Source organism: Serinibacter arcticus, assembly GCF_003121705.1.
Taxonomy (GTDB): domain Bacteria; phylum Actinomycetota; class Actinomycetes; order Actinomycetales; family Beutenbergiaceae; genus Litorihabitans.
Map to the genome: position 1 here is coordinate 960,861 of NZ_PYHR01000002.1, position 22,816 is coordinate 983,676.

20 protein-coding genes are annotated in these 22,816 nt (G+C 73.8%); 3 read left to right on the top strand and 17 right to left on the bottom strand.

Features of this window, described 5'->3' with window-relative positions:
- Positions 1-15: 15 nt before the first annotated feature.
- The 15 genes from C8046_RS04395 to dinB all read right to left on the bottom strand — a co-directional run bounded on the left by C8046_RS04395 (position 16) and on the right by dinB (position 16,627).
- On the bottom strand, positions 16-978 hold the full coding sequence (locus C8046_RS04395; RefSeq protein WP_109228410.1) for a cell division protein FtsQ/DivIB: 963 nt from the start codon (positions 976-978) through the stop codon (positions 16-18).
- Positions 975-2,426, bottom strand: coding sequence for a UDP-N-acetylmuramate--L-alanine ligase (gene murC, locus C8046_RS04400; protein WP_109228411.1), 1,452 nt, complete (start codon positions 2,424-2,426; stop codon positions 975-977). Before murC ends, C8046_RS04395 begins: the two co-directional genes overlap by 4 nt.
- Positions 2,423-3,598, bottom strand: a complete 1,176-nt coding sequence (gene murG / locus C8046_RS19120; RefSeq protein ID WP_235866094.1) for an undecaprenyldiphospho-muramoylpentapeptide beta-N-acetylglucosaminyltransferase — start codon at positions 3,596-3,598, stop codon at positions 2,423-2,425. Before murG ends, murC begins: the two co-directional genes overlap by 4 nt.
- Complete coding sequence (locus C8046_RS19125; RefSeq protein ID WP_235866096.1) at positions 3,595-4,953, bottom strand: FtsW/RodA/SpoVE family cell cycle protein; 1,359 nt, start codon at positions 4,951-4,953, stop codon at positions 3,595-3,597. Before C8046_RS19125 ends, murG begins: the two co-directional genes overlap by 4 nt.
- Positions 4,880-6,424: a UDP-N-acetylmuramoyl-L-alanine--D-glutamate ligase gene (gene murD, locus C8046_RS04410; RefSeq protein ID WP_109228412.1), complete on the bottom strand. Its 1,545-nt coding sequence runs from the start codon at positions 6,422-6,424 to the stop codon at positions 4,880-4,882. The genes C8046_RS19125 and murD overlap by 74 nt, the downstream gene beginning before the upstream one ends.
- The gene (gene mraY / locus C8046_RS04415; protein WP_109228413.1) at positions 6,421-7,515 is read right to left on the bottom strand and encodes a phospho-N-acetylmuramoyl-pentapeptide-transferase; all 1,095 of its coding nucleotides are present in this window, start codon (positions 7,513-7,515) and stop codon (positions 6,421-6,423) included. Before mraY ends, murD begins: the two co-directional genes overlap by 4 nt.
- A complete protein-coding gene (locus tag C8046_RS04420; protein WP_235866415.1) occupies positions 7,512-8,924 on the bottom strand; it encodes a UDP-N-acetylmuramoyl-tripeptide--D-alanyl-D-alanine ligase in 1,413 nt (470 codons plus the stop codon). Before C8046_RS04420 ends, mraY begins: the two co-directional genes overlap by 4 nt.
- Positions 8,815-10,293, bottom strand: coding sequence for a Mur ligase family protein (locus C8046_RS04425; protein WP_235866097.1), 1,479 nt, complete (start codon positions 10,291-10,293; stop codon positions 8,815-8,817). Before C8046_RS04425 ends, C8046_RS04420 begins: the two co-directional genes overlap by 110 nt.
- Complete coding sequence (locus tag C8046_RS19130) at positions 10,281-10,532, bottom strand: hypothetical protein (RefSeq protein ID WP_235866098.1); 252 nt, start codon at positions 10,530-10,532, stop codon at positions 10,281-10,283. Before C8046_RS19130 ends, C8046_RS04425 begins: the two co-directional genes overlap by 13 nt.
- An 11-nt stretch (positions 10,533-10,543) precedes the next feature.
- Positions 10,544-12,565 (bottom strand): peptidoglycan D,D-transpeptidase FtsI family protein, encoded by a 2,022-nt coding sequence (locus C8046_RS04430; RefSeq protein WP_109228415.1) that lies wholly within the window; start codon positions 12,563-12,565, stop codon positions 10,544-10,546.
- Between the two features lie 89 nt (positions 12,566-12,654).
- A complete protein-coding gene (locus C8046_RS04435; RefSeq protein ID WP_109228416.1) occupies positions 12,655-13,029 on the bottom strand; it encodes a hypothetical protein in 375 nt (124 codons plus the stop codon).
- Entirely contained in the window at positions 13,026-14,015 is a 990-nt protein-coding gene (gene rsmH / locus C8046_RS04440; RefSeq protein ID WP_109228417.1) for a 16S rRNA (cytosine(1402)-N(4))-methyltransferase RsmH, read from the bottom strand. The genes C8046_RS04435 and rsmH overlap by 4 nt, the downstream gene beginning before the upstream one ends.
- A gap of 174 nt (positions 14,016-14,189) precedes the next feature.
- On the bottom strand, positions 14,190-14,618 hold the full coding sequence (mraZ, locus tag C8046_RS04445; protein ID WP_109228418.1) for a division/cell wall cluster transcriptional repressor MraZ: 429 nt from the start codon (positions 14,616-14,618) through the stop codon (positions 14,190-14,192).
- Positions 14,619-14,666: 48 nt separating this feature from the next.
- Positions 14,667-15,305: a DUF3040 domain-containing protein gene (locus C8046_RS19135; protein ID WP_328587574.1), complete on the bottom strand. Its 639-nt coding sequence runs from the start codon at positions 15,303-15,305 to the stop codon at positions 14,667-14,669.
- Positions 15,306-15,412: 107 nt separating this feature from the next.
- The gene (dinB, locus tag C8046_RS04455) at positions 15,413-16,627 is read right to left on the bottom strand and encodes a DNA polymerase IV (RefSeq protein WP_235866100.1); all 1,215 of its coding nucleotides are present in this window, start codon (positions 16,625-16,627) and stop codon (positions 15,413-15,415) included.
- 55 nt (positions 16,628-16,682) lie between these two features.
- Here dinB and C8046_RS04460 point away from each other — a divergent pair, with 55 nt between their 5' ends.
- Complete coding sequence (locus tag C8046_RS04460) at positions 16,683-17,615, top strand: spermidine synthase (RefSeq protein WP_235866101.1); 933 nt, start codon at positions 16,683-16,685, stop codon at positions 17,613-17,615.
- 76 nt (positions 17,616-17,691) lie between these two features.
- On the opposite strand, the gene C8046_RS04465 is transcribed toward C8046_RS04460, so the two are convergent.
- On the bottom strand, positions 17,692-17,895 hold the full coding sequence (locus C8046_RS04465) for a cold-shock protein (protein WP_109228419.1): 204 nt from the start codon (positions 17,893-17,895) through the stop codon (positions 17,692-17,694).
- Between the two features lie 165 nt (positions 17,896-18,060).
- Complete coding sequence (locus tag C8046_RS04470) at positions 18,061-19,191, bottom strand: proteasome assembly chaperone family protein (protein WP_235866103.1); 1,131 nt, start codon at positions 19,189-19,191, stop codon at positions 18,061-18,063.
- A gap of 156 nt (positions 19,192-19,347) precedes the next feature.
- Between C8046_RS04470 and C8046_RS04475 the strand changes: the two genes are divergently transcribed.
- Both C8046_RS04475 and serA read left to right on the top strand, forming a co-directional pair.
- Complete coding sequence (locus C8046_RS04475; protein WP_235866104.1) at positions 19,348-21,570, top strand: HelD family protein; 2,223 nt, start codon at positions 19,348-19,350, stop codon at positions 21,568-21,570.
- A 36-nt stretch (positions 21,571-21,606) separates the two neighbouring features.
- On the top strand, positions 21,607-22,806 hold the full coding sequence (serA, locus tag C8046_RS04480) for a phosphoglycerate dehydrogenase (protein ID WP_109228421.1): 1,200 nt from the start codon (positions 21,607-21,609) through the stop codon (positions 22,804-22,806).
- Positions 22,807-22,816 lie beyond the last annotated feature (10 nt).

Consider the following 22,816-nt stretch of genomic DNA (forward strand, 5'->3'; position numbering starts at 1 on the left):
AGCTCCGCGCCACCGTCACCGTGTGATCGGCGTGGTCGGCTCGCTCACGTCGTAGTACGCCGCCCCGACCTGGAGCAGCGTGCTGAGCACGGCGGCCTTGAGCCCGCTCTCCCGCGCGCTCCCCCACGCCACCTCGGCCCCGTCCACGAGCACCAGGCGCACCGAGCGAGGTCCCGTCGCCCCTGCCTCGGCGATCTGGGCCCGGAGCTCGGGCGGCACGACCGCCAGCACCGACAGCACCTCGGTCAGCGCGTCGCCGGCGTCCTCCGTGCCGAGCTCGACGGCGAGCGTGGGCAGGCCCGCCGGCACCGCCTCGGGCGCGACCACGGCGATGACGACGCCGTCGCTCCCCACGAGCTGGACCTGGGCGGCGTCGAGCGCGACCACCGCGACGGGTTCGCGCGGCGTCACCGTCACGGTCAGACCGCGGGGGAGGTCGCGGGCGATGCTCACCTCGACGACGCCGGGCATCTGCTCGACCTGGTCGCGCAGCGCGGCCGTGTCGACCCGCAGCAGGGACGTGCCCTCCTGGGCGGCCGCCGCCGCGACCACGGCGGCGGGATCGACGTACGGCCCGGCGCCCGTCACCGTCACCTCGGCGGTGTCGAGCGCCAGCAGCGGCGACAGGAGCGCGGCCCAGCCCAGCAGCGCGACTGCCGCCAGGACCGCGGCCCCGATCCCGAGACGCACCTTGAGCACCCGACGGCGCGCGCGGTCCCTGGCGGCGTAGGCACCCTCGAGCGAGCGCACGGGTGCGGCCGCGGGTTCCCCGCCACCTCCGATCGCGACGACGGAGCCGGCACGGTCGTCGGAGGCGTCGGCCCCGTCCCAGTCCAGGTCGTCGTCCTCGAGCACCAGGTCGTCACCGCGGTCGCGGGTCGGGGCGGCCTCCGGGCGGACGACGACGTCGGCCCGGCCCTCGGTCGCACGTCGTCCCCCCGTGCTCGCGGGGCGGCGCGGCGCGGCGGGCGGTCTCACGCCTGCTCCGCTGCCCTGGCCCGCAGGTGCTCGAGGACCACCGGCGCGAGCAGGGTCACGTCGCCCGAGCCGATCGTCATCACGAGATCACCGGGGCCGGCCAGCGCCGCCGTCCGGCGTGCGGCCTCGAGACGGTCGGGCACGAGCTGGAACGGCATCGCCCCGCGCTCGGCACGCGAGTCCGGCTCCGCCTGCGTGATGAGCCCCGAGGTGACCCCGTCGATCGGGTCCTCGCGGGAGCCGAACACGTCGCAGACCACGACGGCGTCGGCCGCGTCGAGCGCCTCGGCGAACTCCTCGGCGAAGTCGCGGGTCCGGGTGAACAGCGCCGGCTGGAAGAGCGCCACCACCCGGCCGTCCCCGACGGCGAGCCGGCCCGCGGCGAGCGCGGCGGCCACCTTGGTGGGGTTGTGCGCGTAGTCGTCGACGACGCGCACGTCGTCGGCGGTGCCGACCGTCTCGAAGCGTCGGCCCGCGCCGGTGAAGCCCTCGAGGGCGTCGGCGACGGCGGCCGCGCCGTCCAGCCCGGTCGCCTCGATCGCGGCGGCCCAGGAAGCGGCGGCGTCGAGCACGGTGTGCAGCCCGGGCGCGGGCACGCGGAGCGCGAACGGCGCGAGCCGGGGCTCGCCGTCGCTCCCCCGCAGCGTGAGCGTGGCCGAGGCGTCGGTTCCCGTCAGGGAGACGTCGTCGAGCTGGAGGTGCTCGACGGCGAGGATCGCGCCGTCGGGCAGGACCGGGGGGCGCTGCCCGTAGGTGCGGACCCGGAGCCCGGCGCCGTGGGCGCGTCGCGCGATCTCGAGCGAGCCGGCGTCGTCGCTGCAGGCCACGAGCACGCCGTCGGCCGTGAGGCGGTGCGCGAACGACTCGAAGGCGTCGAGGATCTCGGCCAGCCCGCTGTAGTGCGCGAGGTGGTCCTCCTCGACGTTCGTGACGATCGCCACGCGCGGGGTGTAGCGCAGGAAGGAGCCGTCGGACTCGTCGGCCTCGGCCACGAAGGGGCCGGTGCCCACGCGGGAGCCGGCCGACCACGAGGTCACGGTGCCGCCGATGGCGGCGCCCGGGTCGGCCCCCGCCCCCTCCAGGGCGACGGCGAGCATCGCCGACGTCGTCGTCTTCCCGTGGGTCCCGGCGACGGCGTAGAACGGCCGGCCGGCCGTGAGGCGGGTCATCGCCTCGGAGCGGTGCAGCACCTCGATGCCGAGCTCGCCGGCACGGACCACCTCGACGTTGGTCGGCGGGATGGCCGTGGAGACCACCACGACGTCGGCGCCGACCACCTGGTCGGCGTCGTGCCCGATGTCGACGTGCGCGCCGCGCTCCCGCAGGCGCACGACCTCCTCGCCCTCGACCTGGTCGGAGCCGGTGACCCGGTGCCCGAGCTCGAGGGCGATCTCCGCGAGCACGCTCATGCCGTGCCCGCCGATCGCGATGAAGTGCCAGTGGCTCACGTCGTGGTTCCGTCCGTTCCTGCTGCTGCCTGCCGGTGCGTCCCCGCGGCGACCTCGGTGACGAGGTCGGCGAGGCGGGCGGCGCCGTCGGCCACCCCGGTGGTGCGGGCGGCCGTCGCCATCCGCGCGAGTCGATCGGGGTCGAGCAGCAGCGGCAGGAGCTGGGAGGTCACCCACGTCGGGGTGAGGTCACCGTCGGCCACCACCACGGCGCCGCCCGCCTTCTCGAGGCCGGCGACGTTGAGCCGCTGCTCCCCGTTGCCGATCGGGAGCGGGACGTAGACGCCGGGCAGACCGAGCGCGGCCTGCTCGCAGACCGTCCCGGCGCCGGCGCGCCCGAGCACGAGGTCGGCGCAGGAGTAGGCGAGCTCGATCCGGTCGAGGTAGGGCACGAGGTGGTAGTCGGCGCCGGCAGCCTGGGCGGCCGGTCGCACGGCGGCGTCCTTGTTGCGGCCGGCGGCGTGCAGCACCTGCACCCCGGCCCCGGTGAGCGCCGCGGCGGCGCCTGCCATCGCCTCGTTGATCCGCTGCGCGCCGAGGGAACCCCCGGTCACGAGGAGGATCGGGCGCGACGGGTCCAGCCCGAGCTCGGCCGCGGCCTCGGCCCGCGCCGTCGTCGCGGCGGCGGCGTCCTCCCGGCGCACGGCGAGCGCGGCCAGGGCCGGACGGAGCGGCAGGCCCGTGTGGAGCGTCCGACCGCGACGGGCCGTCAGCGTGGTCTCGGCGAACGTGAGGGCGACGGCGGTGGCACGACGGGCACCCAGTCTGTTGGCCAGGCCGGCGCGCACGTTCTGCTCGTGGATGACCACGGGGACGTCGGCCCGCGCGGCGGCGCGGTAGGCGGGCGTGGCGACGTAGCCGCCGAAGCCCACGACGACGTCGGCCCTCACCTGCGCGAGCGCGTCCGTGGCGAGGGCGACGGCGCGGGCGAACTCGCGCGGGAACCGCAGCGCGGCCGCGTCGGGACGACGCGGGAACGGCACGCGCGGGATCGTGGCGAGCGGGTAGCCGCGCTCGGGGACGAGCCGCTGCTCGAGGCCCTCGGCCGTGCCCAGCACGAGCACCTCGACGGCGGCGTCCCGGGCACGGAGCTCGTCCGCGAGGGCGAGCAGCGGGTTCACGTGCCCGGCCGTCCCACCGCCGGCCAGGAGCAGGCGCAGCGGAGCGGTCACGCGGCGCCGCCCCGGCGGGTCAGGACCCCGAAGGACCGACGCACGACGCCGCGGCGCGCGAGCAGCGCGTCCTTCGCCCCCGGCTCGTCGCGGGCGAACGCCAGCACGAGACCGATCGCCAGGACCGTGGCGATGAGCGAGGAGCCACCCGAGGAGATGAAGGGCAGCGGGATGCCGATGACGGGGAGAACCTTGATGACGACTCCGATGTTGACGAGGGCCTGGGCGAGGATCCAGGCCGCGACCCCCGCCGTCGCGATCTTCGCGAAGGGGTCGGGGTGGCGCAGGACGACCCGGGTGAGGCCGACCATGAGGAGGCCGAAGAGCAGCAGGATCAGCAGCGTGCCCATGAGGCCGAGCTCCTCGCCGATCACCGCGAGGATGAAGTCGTTGTTCGCCTCCGGCAGGTACAGCCACTTCGAGCGCGAGCCGCCGATCCCGACACCGCTCACGCCGCCCGTGCCGAGCGCCTCGAGCGCGCGGTTGCTCTGGTACGCGAGACCGTCGTCCTCGAGCGAGCCGGGGTCGAACAGCGCGAGGATGCGCGCCATGCGGGTCTTGCCCTGCGTGGCGAGGAACGCGACGACGGCGAGCCCGGCGACCCCGAGGGCGGCGAAGAAGCGGGCAGGCAGACCGGCGACCCAGAGCGCACCGGCCACCAACGCCCCGAGCACGAGCGCCGTCCCGAGGTCGTGCGTGTAGAGCTGCGCGGCGATCATGAGGCCGGCGCCGACGGCGGGGAGCGCGACGTGGCGGAGCTGGCCGAGCTGGTGCTGCTTGGCCGCCAGGACGGCCCCCAGCCAGAGCGCGAGCGCGAGCTTCGCGAACTCGGCGGGCTGGAAGTACATGAAGCCGAGGTCGATGCCGGTGAGGTTTCCGCCGGAGTAGGTCGCGATGCCGGGGATCACGATCGGCAGCAGCTGCAGTCCGAGGGCGCCGGCGTAGGCGGGCCACGCGAGGACCCGGAGCACGCGCAGCGGGAGCCGCGAGATCGCCCAGGCCAGCGGGAGCACGAGCGCGGCGTACATCGCCTGGCCCTGGAACTGGCTGAGGGGCCCGCGATCGCCGGCCAGCGACGTGATCGTCGAGCTCGACAGCACGAAGACGAGGCCGAGCGCCACGAGGACGAGCGTCACCGACCCGATGAGGTAGTAGGAGGTGACGGGCGAGTCCCATGCGGACCGCAGGGCCGTGCGGGTGGCCGAGGCGGGGCGGGCGGGGCGCCGGTGCGACGACTCCCGCTGCGCGGGCGTCCTGCCTTGGGACGGGCGTCGGTGACGCTCATGCCTGCTCCCCCGCTCCTCCTGCCCGCGCGTCGTCCACGAGCTGACCCACGGCGTGCGCGAACGCGTCACCCCGGTGACCGTAGCTGCGGAACTGGTCCCAGGACGCCCCGGCCGGCGCCATCAGCACCGTGTCCCCGGGACGCGCCAGGCGCTGGGCCTGGGCGACCGCGCCACGCATCACGGCCTCAGTCTCGCCGTCCGGGACGACGATCACGGGCACATCGGGCGCGTGTCGCGCGAGCGGCTCGGTCCAGGGGCGCGGGTCGCGTCCGATGAGCACGACGGCGCGCATCTTGCCCGCGAAGTCGCGCACCAGGTCGTCCAGCGGGGCGCCCTTGGCGTCCCCGCCGGCGAGCCACACGCACGTGCCGTCGGCGAGCCCGCGCAGGGACGCCGCGGCCGCGTGGGCGTTGGTGGCCTTGGAGTCGTTGACCCAGGTCACGCCGTCGAGCACCGCGACGCGTGCGATGCGGTGGGCGTCGAGCGAGAAGCCGCGCAGCCCGGCGGCGACGGCCTCGGGCTCGACGCCGGCCTCGCGGGCCAGCGACGCGGCGGCCATCGCGTTGGTGACGATGTGGGGCGGCAGCCCGGCCTCGCCGAGACCGAGGTGAGCGAGGTCGCCCGTCGTGAACAGGATCAGGCCCTCGGTCCGACGACGCGGGTGGAAGGCGCGGTCGATCACGGCGTCCTCGACGATCCCGACCTGCGCCAGCGCGGGTGCCCCGAGCACGAGCCCGACGGCGCGCGCGCCCTCGACGACCTCGGCCCCCTCGACCATCTCCCGTGCGCCCGGCTCCCAGGTCGGGTAGACGCACGCGCCCCTGACGCCCTGGTAGACCTTGGCCTTGTCGGAGCGGTAGGCCGCCATCGTGCCGAACCAGTCGAGGTGGTCCTCGGCGACGTTGAGGCAGATGCTCGCCTGCGGCTGCGGCAGCGAGGTGTCGTGCAGCTGCAGCGCGGCGATCTCGATCGGCCAGGCCTGGGGCGCCCGCACGACGCCGGCCTCGTCCGCGATGCCCTCGAGCGCGACGGTCGAGACCGCCACCCCCATGTTCCCCAGCGGCGGGGCGTGCAGCCCCCCGGCCCGCAGCAGCGCGGAGGTCATCTGCGCCGTCGTCGTCTTCCCGTTGGTGCCGGTCACGAACAGCCACGGGGCGTCGTCGAGCCGGATCATCCAGGCGAGGTCGAACTCGGTGAGGATCCGCACGCCCGCCGCGCGCGGCAGCGCCACGAGCGGCGAGCTCGGCGGGAGACCGGGCGAGACGACGGCGAGCCGCGGCGAGGTCGCGACGGCCGCCTCCGCCAGGGCCTGCTCGTCGGCGCCGTCGACGACGTGCACCCCCGGCAGCTCGCGGCGCGCGCGCTCGGCGACCTCGGGCCGCGAGTCGACCGCGACGACGTCGGCGCCCAGCGCGTGCAGCGTGCGGGCGGCCGCCGACCCCGTCAGGCCCAGCCCGACGACGAGCGTGCGCGCCCCCCGGAGCGCCTCGCGCGCAGCGGTGCCGCGCAGCCCGACCGGTCCCGTGTCCGGCCCGGTCATCCGGTGATCCACTCGGCGTAGAAGACGCCGAGCCCGATGGCCGCGAACACGGCGGAGATGAGCCAGAACCGGATGACGATCGTCACCTCCTGCCACCCCACCAGCTCGAAGTGGTGGTGCAGCGGTGCCATGCGGAAGACGCGCCTGCCGCCGGAGACCTTGAAGAAGCCGATCTGGATCGCGCTCGAGGCGACGATCACGACGAACATGCCGGCGATGATCGGGGCGAGCAGCTCGGTGCGGGTGAGGATCGACAGTCCGGCGAGCGCGCCACCGAGCGCGAGCGAGCCCGTGTCGCCCATGAAGATCTTGGCGGGGGAGGCGTTCCACCACAGGAAGCCGAGGCACGCGCCGACGATGGCGGCCGTCGCGATCGCGAGGTCGAGCGGGTCGCGCGTCTCGTAGCACCGGGGCCCCGCGAGGAGGTCGTTGCACGACTGGTTGAACTGCCACATCGTCACCAGGACGTAGGCCCCGAACGCGAAGACGCTCACGCCCGTGGCGAGACCGTCGAGGCCGTCGGTGAGGTTGACGGCGTTGGACCACGCGGTGACCAGGAAGTTCGCCCAGATCACGAAGAGCAGCAGCCCGACGGCGGAGCCGGCGAACGCCAGGGAGATGCCGGTGTCGCGGATGAAGGAGATGCCCATCGAGGCGGGCGTGACGCCGTCGCGGTTGGGGAACTGCAGCACCAGCAGGCTGAAGGTGATGCCGACGCCGCCCTGCCCCAGGATCTTGGCCAGCGGTGACAGCCCCAGGGAGCGCTGCTTGGAGATCTTCGTGAAGTCGTCGGCGAAGCCGACGAGCCCCAGCCCGACCATGAGGAACAGCAGCAGGAGACCCGACATGCTCGGCGTCGTGCCGGTCCGCAGGTAGGAGACGCCGTTCGCGACGACGTAGCCCACCAGGGTCGCGGCGATGATGATGACGCCCCCCATCGTGGGGGTGCCCCGCTTGGTGTGGTGCGTGGTGGGCCCGTCCTGGCGGATGAACTGGCCGTACTGCTTGCGCACCAGGAACTTGATGAAGAGCGGGGTCCCGAAGAGCGACACCGCGATCGCGGCGCCGCCGGAGATGAGGACCGGGATCATCGCGCGTCCCCCAGCAGGCGGTCGGCCAGGAGGTGCAGGCCGCTGCCGTTGGAGGACTTGAGGAGAACCACGTCACCGGGGGCGGCGTTCTCGGTCAGCCACGTCTGGGCCTCGTCGATGTCCGCCACGAACAGTGCCTCCTCGCCGAAGGAGCCCTCCAGCAGGGCTCCCGTGTACATCGCCCTGGCACCGGCACCCACGACCACCAGACGGGAGACGTCGAGCCGGACGGCGAGCCGGCCGAGCGCGTCGTGCTCGGTCAGGGAGTCCTCGCCGAGCTCGCGCATCTCCCCGAGCACGGCAATCGTACGGCGCGAGGCGGCGAGGGCGACGAGCGCCTTCAGCGCGGCGCGCATCGACTCGGGGTTGGCGTTGTAGGAGTCGTCGATCACGGTGACGCCGTTCGTCAGCTCCGTCACGGCCATCCGGTGCGGGCTGCCGGCGCCGGCGATCTCCAGGCGCGAGGCGACCTCGTCGAGCGGGACGCCGCACTCCAGCGCCACCGCGGCGGCCGCCAGGGCGTTGGTCACGTGGTGCTCTCCCACGAGGGCGAGCGTGAGGCGAGCGGCGGGCAGGGCCGCGTCGTCGCCGTCGTCACCCGTGGCGGCGCGCCGGTCCACGATCGTGAAGCGGGCGCGGGCGCCGTCGACCATCTCGAGGTCGCGGGCGACGACGTCGGCGCTCGGCGTCCGGCCGAACGTGACGACCCGCTCGGCGAGCGGTGCCATGGCCGCGACCCGGGGGTCGTCGGCGTTGAGCACGGCCGTGCCGCCGGGCGCGAGGCCGGTGACGATCTCGCTCTTGGCGCGGGCGATGCCCTCGACCCCGCCGAACCCGCCGAGGTGCGCGCTGCCGACCGTGAGGACGGCGGCGACGTCGGGCGCGGCGATGTCGGTGAGGTAGCGGATGTGCCCGGGCCCGCTGGCGCCCATCTCGAGCACGAGCGTGGCGGTCTCCTCGGTGCAGCGCAGCACGGTGACGGGCAGGCCGACCTCGTTGTTGAACGAGCGGACCGGCGCGACCGTGGGGCCGTCGTGGCCGAGGACGGAGGCCAGGAGGTCCTTCGTCGTGGTCTTGCCGACCGACCCCGTCATCGCCACGACGCGCGGGCGCGATCCGTCGCGCTCGCGCAGGCGGCGCAGCACGGCGGCGGCCAGGGCGCCGAGCGCCACGGTGGCGTCGGGGACGACGACGGTCGGCAGCGGCGCACCGTCGGTCCCGGTGAGCGGCCGCTCGGCGAGCACGAGGACGGCCCCGGCGTCGAGCGCGCGGGCGGCGTAGTCATGACCGTCGACCTGCTCACCGCGGATGGCGACGAACAGCGACCCCGGCTCGATCTCGCGCGAGTCGGTGACGACGGCGCCCGTGACGGGGGTCTCGGCCGGACCGTGCACCGCTCCCCCGACCATCGCCGCGACCTCGGCGGCGTGCAGCGCGATCATCCGCGCGCCCCCGCAGCTTCTCGGCCTGCGCGAGATAGACGTCGCGGTCGTTGTAGCGGTGGAACACCCCGGCGATCTCCTGGGTCGGCTCGTGGCCCTTGCCCGTGACGATGACGGTGTCGCCCTCGCCCGTGACGCCCATGGCGTGCGCCAGGGCGGCGGCGCGTCCCTCCGCGATCTCGACGACGTCGGTCAGGTCGGGACGGACCTCGCGCGCACCGGCGAGGATCGCGGCGCGGATGTCGCCCGGGACCTCGGAGCGCGGGTTCTCGTCGGTGACGACGACGAGGTCGGCCAGACGCGCGGCGATCGCGCCCAGCATGGGGCGCTTGCCCTGGTCGCGGTCGCCGTCGGACCCGAGAACGATCGCGAGGCGACCGGGCGTGATCGGGCGGACGGCCTCGAGCGCGTAGACCAGCGCGTCGGGCGTGTGGGCGTAGTCGACGATGCACAGCGGCAGACCCTCGCCGCGCTCGACGACGCGCTCCATGCGGCCGGGGATGGCGCGTGCGGCGCCCACGGCCTCGATCGCGACGTCGATCGGCACCCCGGCCGCGACGGCGACGACGATCGCCGTCGTCGCGTTGGAGACGTTGACCAGGCCCGGCAGGGGGCTGTGGGCCGTGTGCACCGTGCCGTCGGGACCGCGCAGCTGGAACGTCGAGCCGACGCCGTCGAGACCGATGTCGGCTCCGACGACCTGCCAGTCCGCATCCTCGGCGCCCGGGGCGTCGATGTGCGTGGCGACGGACTCGACCGGGATCGGCGAGGTGCGGGCGAGACGCCGGCCCCAGGCGTCGTCGACCACGACGACGCCGCGCGTCGCCTGCTCGGGACGGAACAGGCTGGCCTTGGTCTCGAAGTAGCTCTCCATCGTGCCGTGGAAGTCGAGGTGGTCGCGCTGGAGGTTGGTGAAGGCGACGACGTCGAACCGCACGCCCGCCAGGCGCTTCAGCGCGATCGCGTGCGAGGAGACCTCGGTCGTCAGGTTGGTCACGCCACGCTCGAGCGCCACGGCCATGAGGCGGTGCAGCGCCGGGGCCTCGACGGTCGTGCGCGGCGACTCCACCCCCTGGTCGCCGATCCGGAGCTCGACCGTGCCCATGAGCGCGGAGGTGCCGAGGCCGGCCCGGAGCGCGGCCTCGACGAAGTAGGCGGTGGTGGTCTTGCCGTTGGTCCCGGTGATGCCGACGGTGGTCAGGCCGTCGGACGGTCGGCCGTAGACGACGTCGGCGATCAGACCCGCGACGGAGCGCGGGTCTGCGTGGGTGAGCACCGGGACGCCGAGGTCGGCCGGGAGCTGCGCGGCGCCGTCGGCGTCCGTCACCACGGCCACGGCGCCCGCCGCGACGGCAGCCGGGGCGAACCGTGCGCCGTGCGCGGTGAAGCCGGCGACCCCACGAACAGGTCACCGGGGACGATCGCGTCGCTGGCCACGCTGACACCCGTGACGGCGGGGTCCGCGGAGCCCGCGGAGCTCGTCGCGTCGGGGGTCAGGTGGAACGCGGCGGCGAGTTCACGCAGCGCGGTGGCGGGTACGCGTTCCGGGCGGAACTGCGTCAGCGGAGAAGTCACGGTGGGCCAATCTACTCGGCCTGGTCGGCGTACAACGGATACAGGTCCTCGGTCACGCCGCTCGGCGGGATGCCGAGCATCTGCAGCGCCGAGGAGGTCACCTGCTGGAAGACGGGGGCCGCGAGGGCGCCACCGGTGCTCTGGGTCGCGGGGCGGTGGACGACGACGCCGACGGCGAGCTGCGGGTCCTCGGCGGGGACCACACCGACGAACGAGGCGACCGTGTCGTTGAGCCGTCCGTTGGCGTCGGGGATCTGGGCCGTGCCCGTCTTGCCGGCGACGCGGTAGCCGTCGATCGCCGCCTTCTTGCCCGTCGTGCCCTGCTGCGCGGCGGTGACGCCCTCGAGCAGCAGCAGCATCTCGTCGGCCGTCTCGGGCGTGACGACCTCGACCGGGTCGCCGTGCTCGGCCGGGGTGAAGGTGCCGGCGGCGTCGGTGAAGCCGTCGATGAGGTGCAGCGGCTGCCGCACCCCGCCGTTGCCGAGCGTCGCCATGACGTTGGTGATCTGGAGCAGGTTCACCTGGTTGTGCTGGCCGAACATCGTCACGTACCGGGTGCGGCCGTCCCACTGGGTCGGGTCCAGGTGGGTGCCGGCCCGCTCGCCCGCGATCTCCACGCCCGTCGGGCCGCCCCAGCCGAACGCCTTCATGTACTCGACGCGCTTGGCGTCCGTCATGAGGTCGCCGATCTGGATCGTGCCGGTGTTGGAGGACGTGGCCAGGATGCCCGCCGTCGTCATCTGCCACGTCTCGTGGTCGGTCGCGTCGCGGAACGTCTGCCCGTTCTCCGTGGTGAACCGGTCGGGCACCGTGAAGACCGAGGTCGGCGTGATCAGACCCTCGTTGATGGCCGAGGCGACCGTGAGGATCTTGCCCGTCGAGCCGGGCTCGTACGGGCTGTGGACCGTGTGCAGCGTGCCGCTGCCCGTGGGGCTGTTGGGGTCGACGGTGTCGGACTCGCACTGCGCGAGGATCCGACCGGTCTTGACCTCGATGACCACGACGGCCCCGAACTCGGCGCCCGCGGCGTCCACCTGGGCGTCGATCGCCTGCTGGCAGACGTACTGCAGGTCGAGGTTGAGGCTCGTGTTGACGGTCCGGCCGTCCTGGGCCGGGGTGGTGCGCTGGTCGGCGCCGGGGATGACGGTGCCGCCGACCCCGGTCTCGTAGCTGCGGGTGCCGTTGAGGCCGTCGAGCTCCTTGTTGAGGCTGTACTCCAGCCCGGTCAGACCCGTCTGCTTGTCGTCGTTGGCCTGGTCGCGGTTGACCCAGCCCACGAGGTTCCCGGCCGTCGAGCCGTTCGGGTAGACCCGCTTGGACGTGGCGCGCGTCGTGAGGCCGTTGATGTTCAGCTCCTCGACGGCGGCCCGCACCTCGGGCGTGACGTCGTTCGCGATGACCCGGTACCCGGCCGTCCCCGTGAGGGTGGCGCCGAGCTCGTGCTCGGGCAGCTGGAGCAGCGGGGCGAGCTGGGCCGCGGCCTCGGCGGCGCCGCGCCCGAGGATCTCGTCGTTCTCGCCGAGCCGGACGTAGGCGGGCACCTGACGCTGGTCGATCTCGATGTTGTAGCGGACCACCGACGTGGCCATGACCATGCCGCTGGAGTCCACGATGTCACCGCGCTGGGCGTGCAGGACGATCGTGCGCTCACGCGTCTGACGCCCCTGCTCGGCGAGCTCGGCGCCCTGGACGACCTGCACCTGGACCAGTCGGACGGCGAACAGCGCGAGTACCACGACGACGATCCACAGCAGGATCCGCTGGCGGCGCGAGGACGGACCGACGCGCGGACCCTCGGGCGGCGGCCGGTGACCGCCGGCGCCGCCGTTGCCGCCGGCGCCGCCCAGCCGGGCGGTGCGGGGCGAGGTGGCCTGGGCGCGAACGGTCGAGGCGGAGCGGGTGGCCGAGGTGGACCGGGCGCTCGACGCCGTCGGCCGGGTGGCGCGGGTGCTGCCGCGGGGGGTGGCACCGCGAGCCGTGGCGGCCGACGCGGCCGCCGTCGCGGGCTGTGCCGTCGTGAGCCGGGTCCCCATGGGGGTCGATGCTCCCCGAGAAGTCCGTCCCGGCTGGCGAGACACGCCGGGGCGGCCCGGCACGGCCGAGGAGGAGCGGCGCTCCCCGGTCACTGACCGCCCACCAACGTGCCGTCGGACAGCCGGATGTAGGTGACACCGGGGCTCGGGACGAGCCCGAGTGCGGCGGCCTGGCTCATCACCTGGGCGGGTGAGCTGATCGTCTCGATCTGCCCGGCGAGCGACTCGACGCTCTGCTGGGAGACCGCGAGCTCGCGCTGCTTGTCACGGATCGTGTACGCGGTCGCGGCCATCGAGGTGTGGAGCCCGAGCGCCGCGAGCAGCGAGGAGACGAGCACCGTGGCGCACAGCGCGAAGAACGGTGCGCGGGTGGCCTCGGCCTGCGTCTGGCGCACGATCCGCAGCCGGGGGGCGGTCCGACCACGCGGCGCGGGCGGGGCGACCCGCAGGGGTGCAGCGCTCATGCGTGGCTCCTCATGTGGTCGGGGGTGGCTCGGGTGCGGCGGGCGGCCCGCAGGCGGACGGACGTGGAGCGCGGGTTGCGCTCGATCTCCGCCGCGTCCGCCTTCTCCGCTCCCCTGACGAGGAGCTCGAGGTAGGGCCGGTGGGTCTCGGGCTCGATCGGCCAGTCGCGCGGAGCGCTCGAGGCGGCGCCCCTGGCCAGCTCACGCTTGACGAGGCGGTCCTCCAGGGAGTGGTAGGCCTCCACGACGATCCGGCCGTCGACGGCGAGCACGTCCACGGCACGCGGCAACGCCTCCTCGAGGACCTCGAGCTCGGCGTTGACGGCGATGCGGACCGCCTGGAACGTGCGCTTGGCCGGGTGGCCGCCCGTCTTCTGCTTCGCCATCGGCACGGCGCGCTTGACGATCTCGGCGAGCTGGACCGAGGTCGTGAGCTCCTCGGTCGCCCGCGTGCGCACGATCGCCGACGCGATCCGCGGGGCGAACCGCTCCTCGCCGTAGGTCCACAGGATCCGTCGCAGCTCGGCCTCGCTCGCCGTGGCGAGCAGCTCGGCGGCCGTGATGCCGGTCGTGGTGTCCATCCGCATGTCGAGCGGGGCCGGGCGGGCGTAGCTGAACCCGCGCTCGGCGTCGTCCAGCTGGAGCGAGGACACGCCGAGGTCGAGCAGCACGCCCTGGACCTCACCACCCGCGTGCTCGTCGACGACGTCGTCGATCTCGTCGTAGGTGGCGTGGACGGGGGTGAACCGCTCGCCGAACCGCGCCAGGCGGGCTCCGGCGAGGGCCAGCGCCGCCGGGTCGCGGTCGATGCCGATGACCCGCGCGTCAGGGCACTGCTCCAGGACCGCCTCGGTGTGCCCGCCCATGCCGAGCGTCCCGTCCACGAGGACGCTGCCCGGCTCGGTGAGCGCGGGGGCGAGGAGGTCGACGCAGCGCTGGAGGAGCACGGGGACGTGCAGGTCGCTCGCGTGGCGTTCGGTGCTCATCGACTCTCCTCTCTCGTGGGTGTGCGGGGCTGGTGCGGGGTGGTGCTGCTGGTTGCGGGGTCTGCCGTCCGTCTGCGTCGGACCAGGACTCCCTCCGCTGATCTGGCACCGGGGAAGTGCGCCAGATGATCGGCGGGAGACCTCGTGCGACGAGGCGTCGGGCTGCCAGGAGGGTCAGAAGTCGGGGACCACCTCCCCCGCGGCGTCCTCGAAGGCGGCGGAGGCGCCCGTGAGGTAGGCGTCCCAGGCGGCGGCGTCCCAGATCTCGAGCTTGTTCCCCGTGCCGACGACGGCGAGGTCCCGGCCGAGCGCGGCCCACTCGCGAAGGATCGCGGGAACGGTGACGCGGCCCTGCTTGTCGGGGATCTCGTCGTGCGCGCCCGAGAGCAGCACGCGGTTGAAGTCGCGGGCCTGCTTGGAGGTGAGGGGTGCGGCGCGGAGCGACTTGTGGAGCTCGACGAACTCGGTCATCGGGAAGACGAAGAGGCACTTCTCGTGACCGCGGGTCATGACGAGCCCGGGGGCCAGCTCGTCGCGGAACTTGGCAGGAAGGATCAGCCGGCCCTTGTCGTCCAGCTTCGGGGTGAATGTCCCGATCAGCATGCGAACCAGCACCTCCCCTCGCTCCGTACGGCTCCGCGTGGCTCCACCCTACTCCACTTCGCTCCACAACTGAGGAGTCAAGTGGCGACACGCCGCGCTTTCGATCGCGTCGTTGCAGGTCAGAGGCGGTGGAGTGAGGTGGAGGGTTTTCGTCGCCGGCAGAGCGTCGACGAGACCCGCGACGCACCCCGGACACGACGAAGCCCCGGACCGCTGGGCGGTCCGGGGCTTCGGGGAGTGAGGTGGAGGCTCCGGTGGAGCGAGGTGGAGGACTCCGGTGGAACGGTGTGGAGGAGCGGGCGGGGGCGGGTCAGCGACCCTGATCGCGGCGCCTGTCCCAACGGTCGTCCAGCTTGGACATGAACGACGAGCTCTTGGCCGGCTTCGCGGGTCCTGAGCCCTCCCGCCGGTGGGCCTGGCCCCGGCCGGGGCGCCCCGTCCACGCGACATCGCGACGAGGACGCCGCCGAACATCGCGAGGAACCCGAGGATGCCGAGCCAGGTCATGTGCTGGGCGACGCCGCCCACCAGCATGCCGAGTCCGGCGAGGACGATCAGGCACCCCAGCACGACGCGCGACGTGCGGCGGGGCCCGCCGGAGAACGTCTGGGCGAGCTTAGGGTCGTCAGAGCTCAGCTGACGTTCCATCTGTGCGAGCACACGCTGCTCGTACTCGGACAGGGGCATGGCGACCTCCTCGGCACAACCGTGTACACACCAGGATAGGCGTCCCGGGGCGGTGGTGGTAGTCGAGCGTTTCTCGGGAGCCTCCGCGGCTCGTGGATCAGACCGGCTCAGCGCCCGGGCTCGTCGCCCGGTGCGGGTTCCGGGGCCTCCAGCAGGCTGGCGGCGACAGCGGCCGACGTCGGGAAACGGCGTCCGACGTCGTCCAGCACCGCCTCGAGGGCGCGCTGCGGGGCGTCGTCCTGGCCCAGGAGCGACTGGACGGGGGTTCCGGCAGAGACCACGAGGTCGTCCGCCCTCACCCCGACCAGCCGGACCCCGCTCGCCGGGATCGGCACCCCGGCGAGGAGCGTGACGGCCGCGCGGTAGATCTCCCGCGCGAGGTCCGTCGGGGCGTCGAGCCGCCGGGAGCGGGTCAGCGTCGTGAAGTCGGACATCCGCACCTTGATCGCCACGCCCCGCGCCAGCAGACCGGCCTCCCGCAGCCGGCGCCCGCAGGTGTGGGCCTGGCCGAGCATCGTGCGGGTGAGCACGGCCTGGTCCGTCGTGTCGACGGCGAAGGTGTGCTCCGCGGAGACGGAGCGCTCGGTCTGGACCGGCGTCACGACCCGCGGGTCACGCCCCCAGGACAGGTCGTGCAGTCGCTGGGCCGACGCGACGCCGAGTCGCGCGCGCAGCGTGGCGAGCGGGGTGTGGGCGAGGTCGGCGACCGTCCGGATGCCGGTCTCGGCGAGCTTCGCCCGGGTGCTCTCCCCCACGCCCCACAGCGCCTCGACGTCGAGGCGGTGCAGGAACTCCACGGCGGAGTCGGCCGGCACGAGCAGCATGCCGTCGGGCTTGGCCCGGGTGGAGGCGATCTTGGCGACGAACATCGTGGGCGCCACCCCCACCGAGGCCGCCAGGCCGAGCTCGTCCCGGATCCGCTCCCGGATCATCGCGCCGATCTCGAGCGGCGTCCCCAGCCGCCGTCGCGCCCCGGAGACGTCCAGGAAGGCCTCGTCGACGGAGATCTGCTGCATCACCGGGGTGACGTCCGCCAGGATCGCCATCACCCGGCGAGAGACGCGGCGGTAGACGTCCTGACGGGGCGGGAGGATCACGGCGGACGGGCACCGCGCCCGGGCGATCGCCATCGGCATGCCGGAGCGGATCCCGAACTGCCGCGCCTCGTAGGTGGCGGCCAGCACGACGCTGCGCTCCTCGCCGCCGACGATCAGGGGGCGGCCGCGCAGGCCGGGGTGGTCGGACAGCTCGACGGAGGCGAAGAACGCGTCCATGTCGACGTGGAGGATCGGACTCGCGGAGTCGTCCGTTCCCGTGGCCACACCCGTCAGTGTCGAACACAGGTTCGACTCGCGTCAAGACGGCTAGGATTCCGGGGTGGCTCGTCGCCGTCAGCTCCCCGCCCACCTGCCCGAGGGGCAGCGGTCCATCGACACCGGAACGGTCGAGCTCGAGGGCGATCCCGACCGCCCCGGCGGCGTGATGGTCTACGTCAACGGGGTCGAGTCCTCCTACGTGGACCTCGACGACCCCCGCCACCTCGAGTTCGAGTACATGCAGCAGATGCTGCTGGCGATGGAGGACGTGCTCGCCGACCCGGCGCCGCGCATCCTCCACCTGGGCGGCGCGGCCTGCGCCTTCGCCCGCACCATCCACGCCCTGCAGCCGCAGGCGCGCCAGCTCGTCGTCGAGCTGGACGGGGCCCTGGCCCGCTTCGCGCGCGAGTGGTTCGACCTGCCCCGCTCCCCCGCGCTGCGGATCCGGGTCGGGGAGGCGAGGGAGAGCCTCGAGGCGATGGCCGGCTCGTGGGACGTCGTCGTGCGGGACGCGTTCGCCGGGGCCCGCGTCCCCGAGCACCTCACGACCGTGGAGTTCCTCGCGCACGTCGAGGCGCACCTCGCCCCCGACGGCCTCTACCTGGGCAACCTGGTCGACACCCCGCCCCTGCCCGTCGCCCGTCGGGAGGTCGCGACGGCGCGCGAGGTGTTCGCCCACGTCGCGCTCGCCGTCGAACCCCCGATCCTCAAGGGGCGCCGCTTCGGCAACCTCGTCGTGGTGGCCTCGCAGCAGCCCCTGGACGAGGCGAGGCTGACCCGCCGGCTGCTGGCTCTGCCCGCGCCGGTGCGCCTGGTCGTGGGCAAGGAACTCGACACCTTCGCCGGGACCGCGGCTCCCCTGCGCGACGGCGAGCCCGTCGTCGCCCCGGCACCGCTGCGGGACGGGCCGCCGCTGGACGGGGCGACGGCGGACGGTGCGACGGCGGACGGTGCGACGGCGGACGGTGCCGCCGTGGGCGAGCCCGTCGCCTGACGCGGCTCCGGGCAGCGGTACGGCCCGCCCCCCGGGGAGGGACGGGCCGTACGGCGAGGTCGCGTGGACCTGCGTGTCAGATCGCGTGGACGTTCTCGGCCTGCGGACCCTTGGGGCCCTGGGTGATCTCGAACTCGACGCGCTGCGCCTCCTCGAGCGAACGGTAGCCGTCGCTCTCGATGGCCGAGTAGTGGACGAAGACGTCGGCACCGCCGCCGTCCTGGGCGATGAACCCGTAGCCCTTCTCAGCGTTGAACCACTTGACGGTTCCCTGTGCCATCTGTGTCCTTCCGGGGACTGGTGGCCGCGACCCTGTGCCGCAGCCGTCGTGCTGCATCGATCCCCAACGCCGTGCTCGAAGAACGTCCGACAGTGAGAGAAGCTGTGTGCAACGTCTCTTATTCTGACAGACCGCGAGTGGCGCACGCCACTCGCCGCAGCGGTCTCACCGTCCGGCGGAGCCCCCGCCGTCGTCCTCGCGGTCGCTGTCTGCCTGCTCCGCGAGGAAGGCCTCGAACTGGGCGCCGAGCTCGTCGGCCGAGGGGACCTCGGTCGAGGCGAGCAGGCTGCGACCGGCTGCCTCCTGGAAGGCGTCGTACTGGTTCTCGAGGGCCTCGACGAGGGCGGCGACGTCGGGCGAGTCGGCGATCTGGCGGTCCACCTCGACGGCGACGACGGCGGCCGCCTCGTCCAGCGCGGAGGTGTCCAGCTCCTCCCCCGTCACCCGCGAGATGCTGCGGACGAGCTCGCTCGCCGCCGCGGGGTACTGGGCCTGGGCGAGGTAGTGCGGCACGTGGACGGCGAAGCCCATCGCGTCGTGGCCCCACTGCCCGAGCCGGTACTCCACCAGGGCGCTCGCGCTGCCCGGGATCTGCACGGTCCCGAAGATGTCGGGCTGCGGGTCGACGAGCTCCTCGCGGCTGGCGTGGGCCGTGACGCCGATCGGCCGCGTGTGCGGCACTCCCATCGGGACGCCGTGGACGCCGACGGTCGTGCTGACGCCGAGCCGCTCGACGATCTCCCGGACGGCGCGCGAGAACGCCTCCCAGCGGAGGTCGGGCTCGGGCCCGTGCAGGAGGAGGACGCCGCCCTGCGGCGTCGCGACGTGGTCGAGCGCGAGGACCGGGTCGTCGTAGTCCGTGTAGCGCGGGGAGGAGAAGGTCATCGTGGGACGGCGCGAGCGGTAGTCCATCAGCTCGTCGATGTCGAAGGTCGCCACGCGCGTCGTGGGGTGGCTGGCGAGCAGGTGCGAGGCGACGAGGGAGCCGGCGCTGCCGGCGTCCATGCCGCCGCGCATCGCGTGGACGAGCACGCTGGCACGCGCGCCGTCGAGCGTCGTCGGCACGTGGCGCGGACGCGAGACGTGCTCGGCCCCGAACACCACGTCGGCGACGGCGCGGTCGTCGGTCGCCGCCGTCGGGCGCGGGTCCGGGCCGGGAGCGATCTCCGGGGACGTCGCCCCGGGCGCCGCGGTGGCGTCGTCGCGCTCGGGTGCGACGGGAGTCCCGTCTCCACCGGGCCGCACACCGTGCTCGACCTCGTCCAGGTCCCACCGGTACATGCTGCTGGGTTCCATGCTCATTCCTCTCCGCGACGCGTTCTCGCGACCTGTGCTGTCTGGGCCAACGCGCGGTCGCCGAGGCGCATTCCCGGGGACCCTGTGGCGGCGGACCTGAGCGCGATGGGCGATACTGGACGGCCGGTCGAGGCGTGGGTGGCACGAGGAGGCTACGTGGACGGTCCCGGGGACCAGGGCGAGACGGATGTCGTCGCCGCCCAGCTGCAGCAGGAACAGCTCGTCGTGGACGACGTGTACGCGCGTCTGGACGCGCTGCGCGAGCAGGCGTCCGCCCAGCTCCAGCAGGTCCGCGCGACCAGCGTGGGCGGGAGCCACCAGGCCCGGTCCGAGCGCGACTCGTTCTCGACGCTGTACGCCGACCGCCTGGCCACCTACGACGCCGTCGAGCAGCGCCTGCTGTTCGGGCGGATCGACCTGCGCGAGGACGACGACGAGAAGCTGTCCTCGCGGTACGTCGGCCGCATCGGCCTGTCGGACGCCGACCACACCCCCGTGCTCACCGACTGGCGCGCGCCCGCGGCGCGACCGTTCTACCAGGCCACGGCCGCCCGCCCCGGCGGCGTCGTGCGCCGTCGTCACGTCGCCACCCGCGGTCGCGTCGTGACGGGGATCGAGGACGACGTCCTCGACGTCGACCAGCTCGACGACGACACGCGCGCCGGCCTGGCCGGCGAGGGTGCGCTGCTCGCGGCCCTCGGCGCCCACCGCACCGGCCGCATGCACGACATCGTCGCGACGATCCAGTCCGAGCAGGACGAGATCATCCGCTCCGACGTCGAGGGCGTCCTGGTCGTCCAGGGCGGACCCGGCACCGGAAAGACGGCCGTCGCCCTGCACCGTGCCGCCTACCTCCTCTACGCGCACCGCGAGCGGCTGGCGCGCTCGGGCGTGCTGATGGTCGGCCCGTCCGACGCCTTCCTCACCTACATCGAGCGCGTCCTGCCCGCGCTCGGCGAGACCGGCGTCGTCTCGACGACGATGGCCAGCCTGCTGCCCGACGTCGTCGCGTCGGCGCCGGAGGACCCCGCCGTCGCGCGGGTCAAGGGCCGCGCCGCGATGGCCGGCGTGATCTCCCGTGCCGTGGCCGCCCGGCAGCGGGTGCCCGCCGAGACGATCACCGTGCGCGTCGGCTCCCACGAGCTCGAGATCCGGCCCGACGACGTGGCCGCCGCCCGGTCGCGGGCGCGCCGCGCGCACCAGCCGCACAACGGTGCCCGCACCGTCTTCGTGCGCACCATGCTCAGCACGCTGGCCCGCCAGTACGCCGCCCAGCTCGGCAGCGACGTCTCGGGCGAGGACCTCGCCGGCATCACGGAGGACATCCGGTCCGAGCGGGACGTCCGCGTCCACCTCAACCTCGCCTGGATGCCGCTGACGCCCGAGGGCCTCGTGCGTGACCTGTGGTCCAAGCCCCACCGTCTCCTCGAGGCCGCGCCGTCGATGTCCCGGGCCGACCGGGCGCTGCTGCAGCGCGACCGCGGGGCGCCCTGGACCGAGGCGGACGTTCCGCTGATCGACGAGGCCGCCGAGCTGATCGGCGAACGCATCGACCCCGAGCGGGCCCGCGCCGAGGCCGAGGCGGAGGCGCAGCAGCGTGCCGAGATCGCCTACGCCCGCGACTCCATGCAGGCCTCCGGCGCCGGCGGCGGGATGGTCTCGGCCGAGACCCTGGCCGCCCGGTTCGCCGACACGGGGCCCGTGCTCACCACTGCCGAGCGCGCCGCGTCCGACCGCTCGTGGACGTACGGCCACATCGTGGTCGACGAGGCGCAGGAGCTGTCCGCGATGGCGTGGCGCGTGCTGCTCCGCCGCTGCCCCAGCCGGTCCTTCACGGTCGTCGGCGACACCGGTCAGACGTCCTCCGGCGCGGGCGCCGACCGGTGGTCGGACGTGTTCGACGCCGTCGTCCGCGGGAGCTGGCGCCAGGCCGAGCTGACGATCAACTACCGCACGCCCGCGAGCGTGATGGACGCGGCGACCGCGGTCCTGCGCGCCGCGGCCGAACGCGACGGCGTGGAGCTCACCGCCTCGCCCGTCGTCTCGGCGCGCGACCTGGACGGAGCGCTCCGTATCTCCGAGGGGACGGTCGAGGACGAGGTGGCGCGCTCGCGGGAGCTCGGCGGCACGACGGCGGTCATCGCCCCGCGCGCACAGCTGGCCGGGCTGCGGGAGCGCCTCGGTGTCACCGGGACCGTCGACCTCACCGCCCCGGTGGTCGTGCTCGACCCGGTCGCGGCCAAGGGACTGGAGTTCGACGCCGTGGTGGCGCTCGACGTCGGCAGCATGGCTCGGGGTGACGCGTACGTCGCGATGACCCGTCCCACCAGGAGCCTCACGCTCGTGGGCAACCAGCCCGTGGGACTGCCCGGCTCCTGATTTGGGCGCCCGGCGCGGCGGGGTGACAATGGGCACGTGCCTCGCGCCCTGCTTCTCGAGAACATCCACCCGCTCGCCGTGTCGCTCCTGGAGGACGCCGGCTACGACGTGACGACCGCCAAGGGCGCGCTCGACGAGTCCGAGCTCGCCGCCGCGCTCGAGGGGGTGTCCGTCCTCGGCATCCGGTCCAAGACCCAGGTGACCGCCGCGGTCCTCGCGGAGTCCTCCCTCGACGCCGTCGGAGCCTTCTGCATCGGGACCAACCAGATCGACCTGACGGCCGCGGCGGACGCCGGCGTCGCCGTCTTCAACGCACCGTTCTCCAACACGCGCTCCGTCGTCGAGCTCGCGGTGGGCGAGATCATCGCGCTCACGCGCCGCCTCACGGTGCAGAACTCCTCGCTCCACAAGGGCGTCTGGAACAAGTCCGCCGACGGCGCGCACGAGGTGCGTGGTCGCACGCTCGGCATCGTGGGCTACGGCAACATCGGGACCCAGCTGTCCGTGGTGGCCGAGGCGCTGGGCATGCGCGTCGTGTTCTACGACACGGCGGAGAAGCTCGCGCTCGGCAACGCCCGACGGCTGCCCTCGCTCGACGCCCTCCTGGCCGAGTCCGACATCGTCACGCTGCACGTGGACGGCCGCCCCGGGAACGCCGGGATGTTCGGCGCCGCCCAGTTCGCCTCGATGCGTGACGGAGCGATCTTCCTCAACCTCTCGCGCGGCTTCCTCGTGGACTACGCCGCCCTGCGCGAACGGATCCTCGACGGCACCCTCGCCGGCGCGGCCGTCGACGTCTTCCCGCACGAGCCCAAGTCCAAGGGTGACGACTTCAGCAGCGAGCTCCGCGGTCTGCCGAACGTCATCCTCACGCCGCACATCGGCGGCTCCACGGAGGAGGCTCAGCACGACATCGGACAGTTCGTGGCGACCAAGCTGCGCGACTACTCGATCACGGGGGCGACCAACCTCTCCGTCAACATCCCGGGCCTCGTGCTCGACCCGCCCAAGCCCGGCTCGCAGCGGATCGTGCTGCTGCACCGCAACGTCCCGGGCGTGATGGCCCAGCTGAACGACTCGCTCGCGGACAGCGGGGCGAACGTCGAGTACCAGGTGCTCGGCACGTGGGGCCAGTTCGGCTACGCGGTGACCGACGTCGTCGGCGGTGTCACCGGTGCCGTGATCGCCGAGCTCGAGGCCCTGCCGACGACGATCCGGGTGCGCCAGCTGGGCTGACGCCCCCGGG

Excerpts from the sequence above, each read along its gene's own strand:
- C8046_RS04465 (WP_109228419.1), bottom strand. The coding sequence starts at position 17,895 with ATGGCACAGGGAACCGTCAAGTGGTTCAACGCTGAGAAGGGCTACGGG.
- C8046_RS04430 (WP_109228415.1), bottom strand. The coding sequence starts at position 12,565 with ATGGGGACCCGGCTCACGACGGCACAGCCCGCGACGGCGGCCGCGTCG.
- mraY (WP_109228413.1), bottom strand. The coding sequence starts at position 7,515 with ATGATCCCGGTCCTCATCTCCGGCGGCGCCGCGATCGCGGTGTCGCTC.
- C8046_RS19135 (WP_328587574.1), bottom strand. The coding sequence starts at position 15,305 with ATGCCCCTGTCCGAGTACGAGCAGCGTGTGCTCGCACAGATGGAACGT.
- murD (WP_109228412.1), bottom strand. The coding sequence starts at position 6,424 with ATGACCGGGCCGGACACGGGACCGGTCGGGCTGCGCGGCACCGCTGCG.
- C8046_RS04420 (WP_235866415.1), bottom strand. The coding sequence starts at position 8,924 with ATGGTCGGGGGAGCGGTGCACGGTCCGGCCGAGACCCCCGTCACGGGC.
- rsmH (WP_109228417.1), bottom strand. The coding sequence starts at position 14,015 with ATGAGCACCGAACGCCACGCGAGCGACCTGCACGTCCCCGTGCTCCTC.
- C8046_RS04470 (WP_235866103.1), bottom strand. The coding sequence starts at position 19,191 with ATGGAACCCAGCAGCATGTACCGGTGGGACCTGGACGAGGTCGAGCAC.
- C8046_RS04435 (WP_109228416.1), bottom strand. The coding sequence starts at position 13,029 with ATGAGCGCTGCACCCCTGCGGGTCGCCCCGCCCGCGCCGCGTGGTCGG.
- mraZ (WP_109228418.1), bottom strand. The coding sequence starts at position 14,618 with ATGCTGATCGGGACATTCACCCCGAAGCTGGACGACAAGGGCCGGCTG.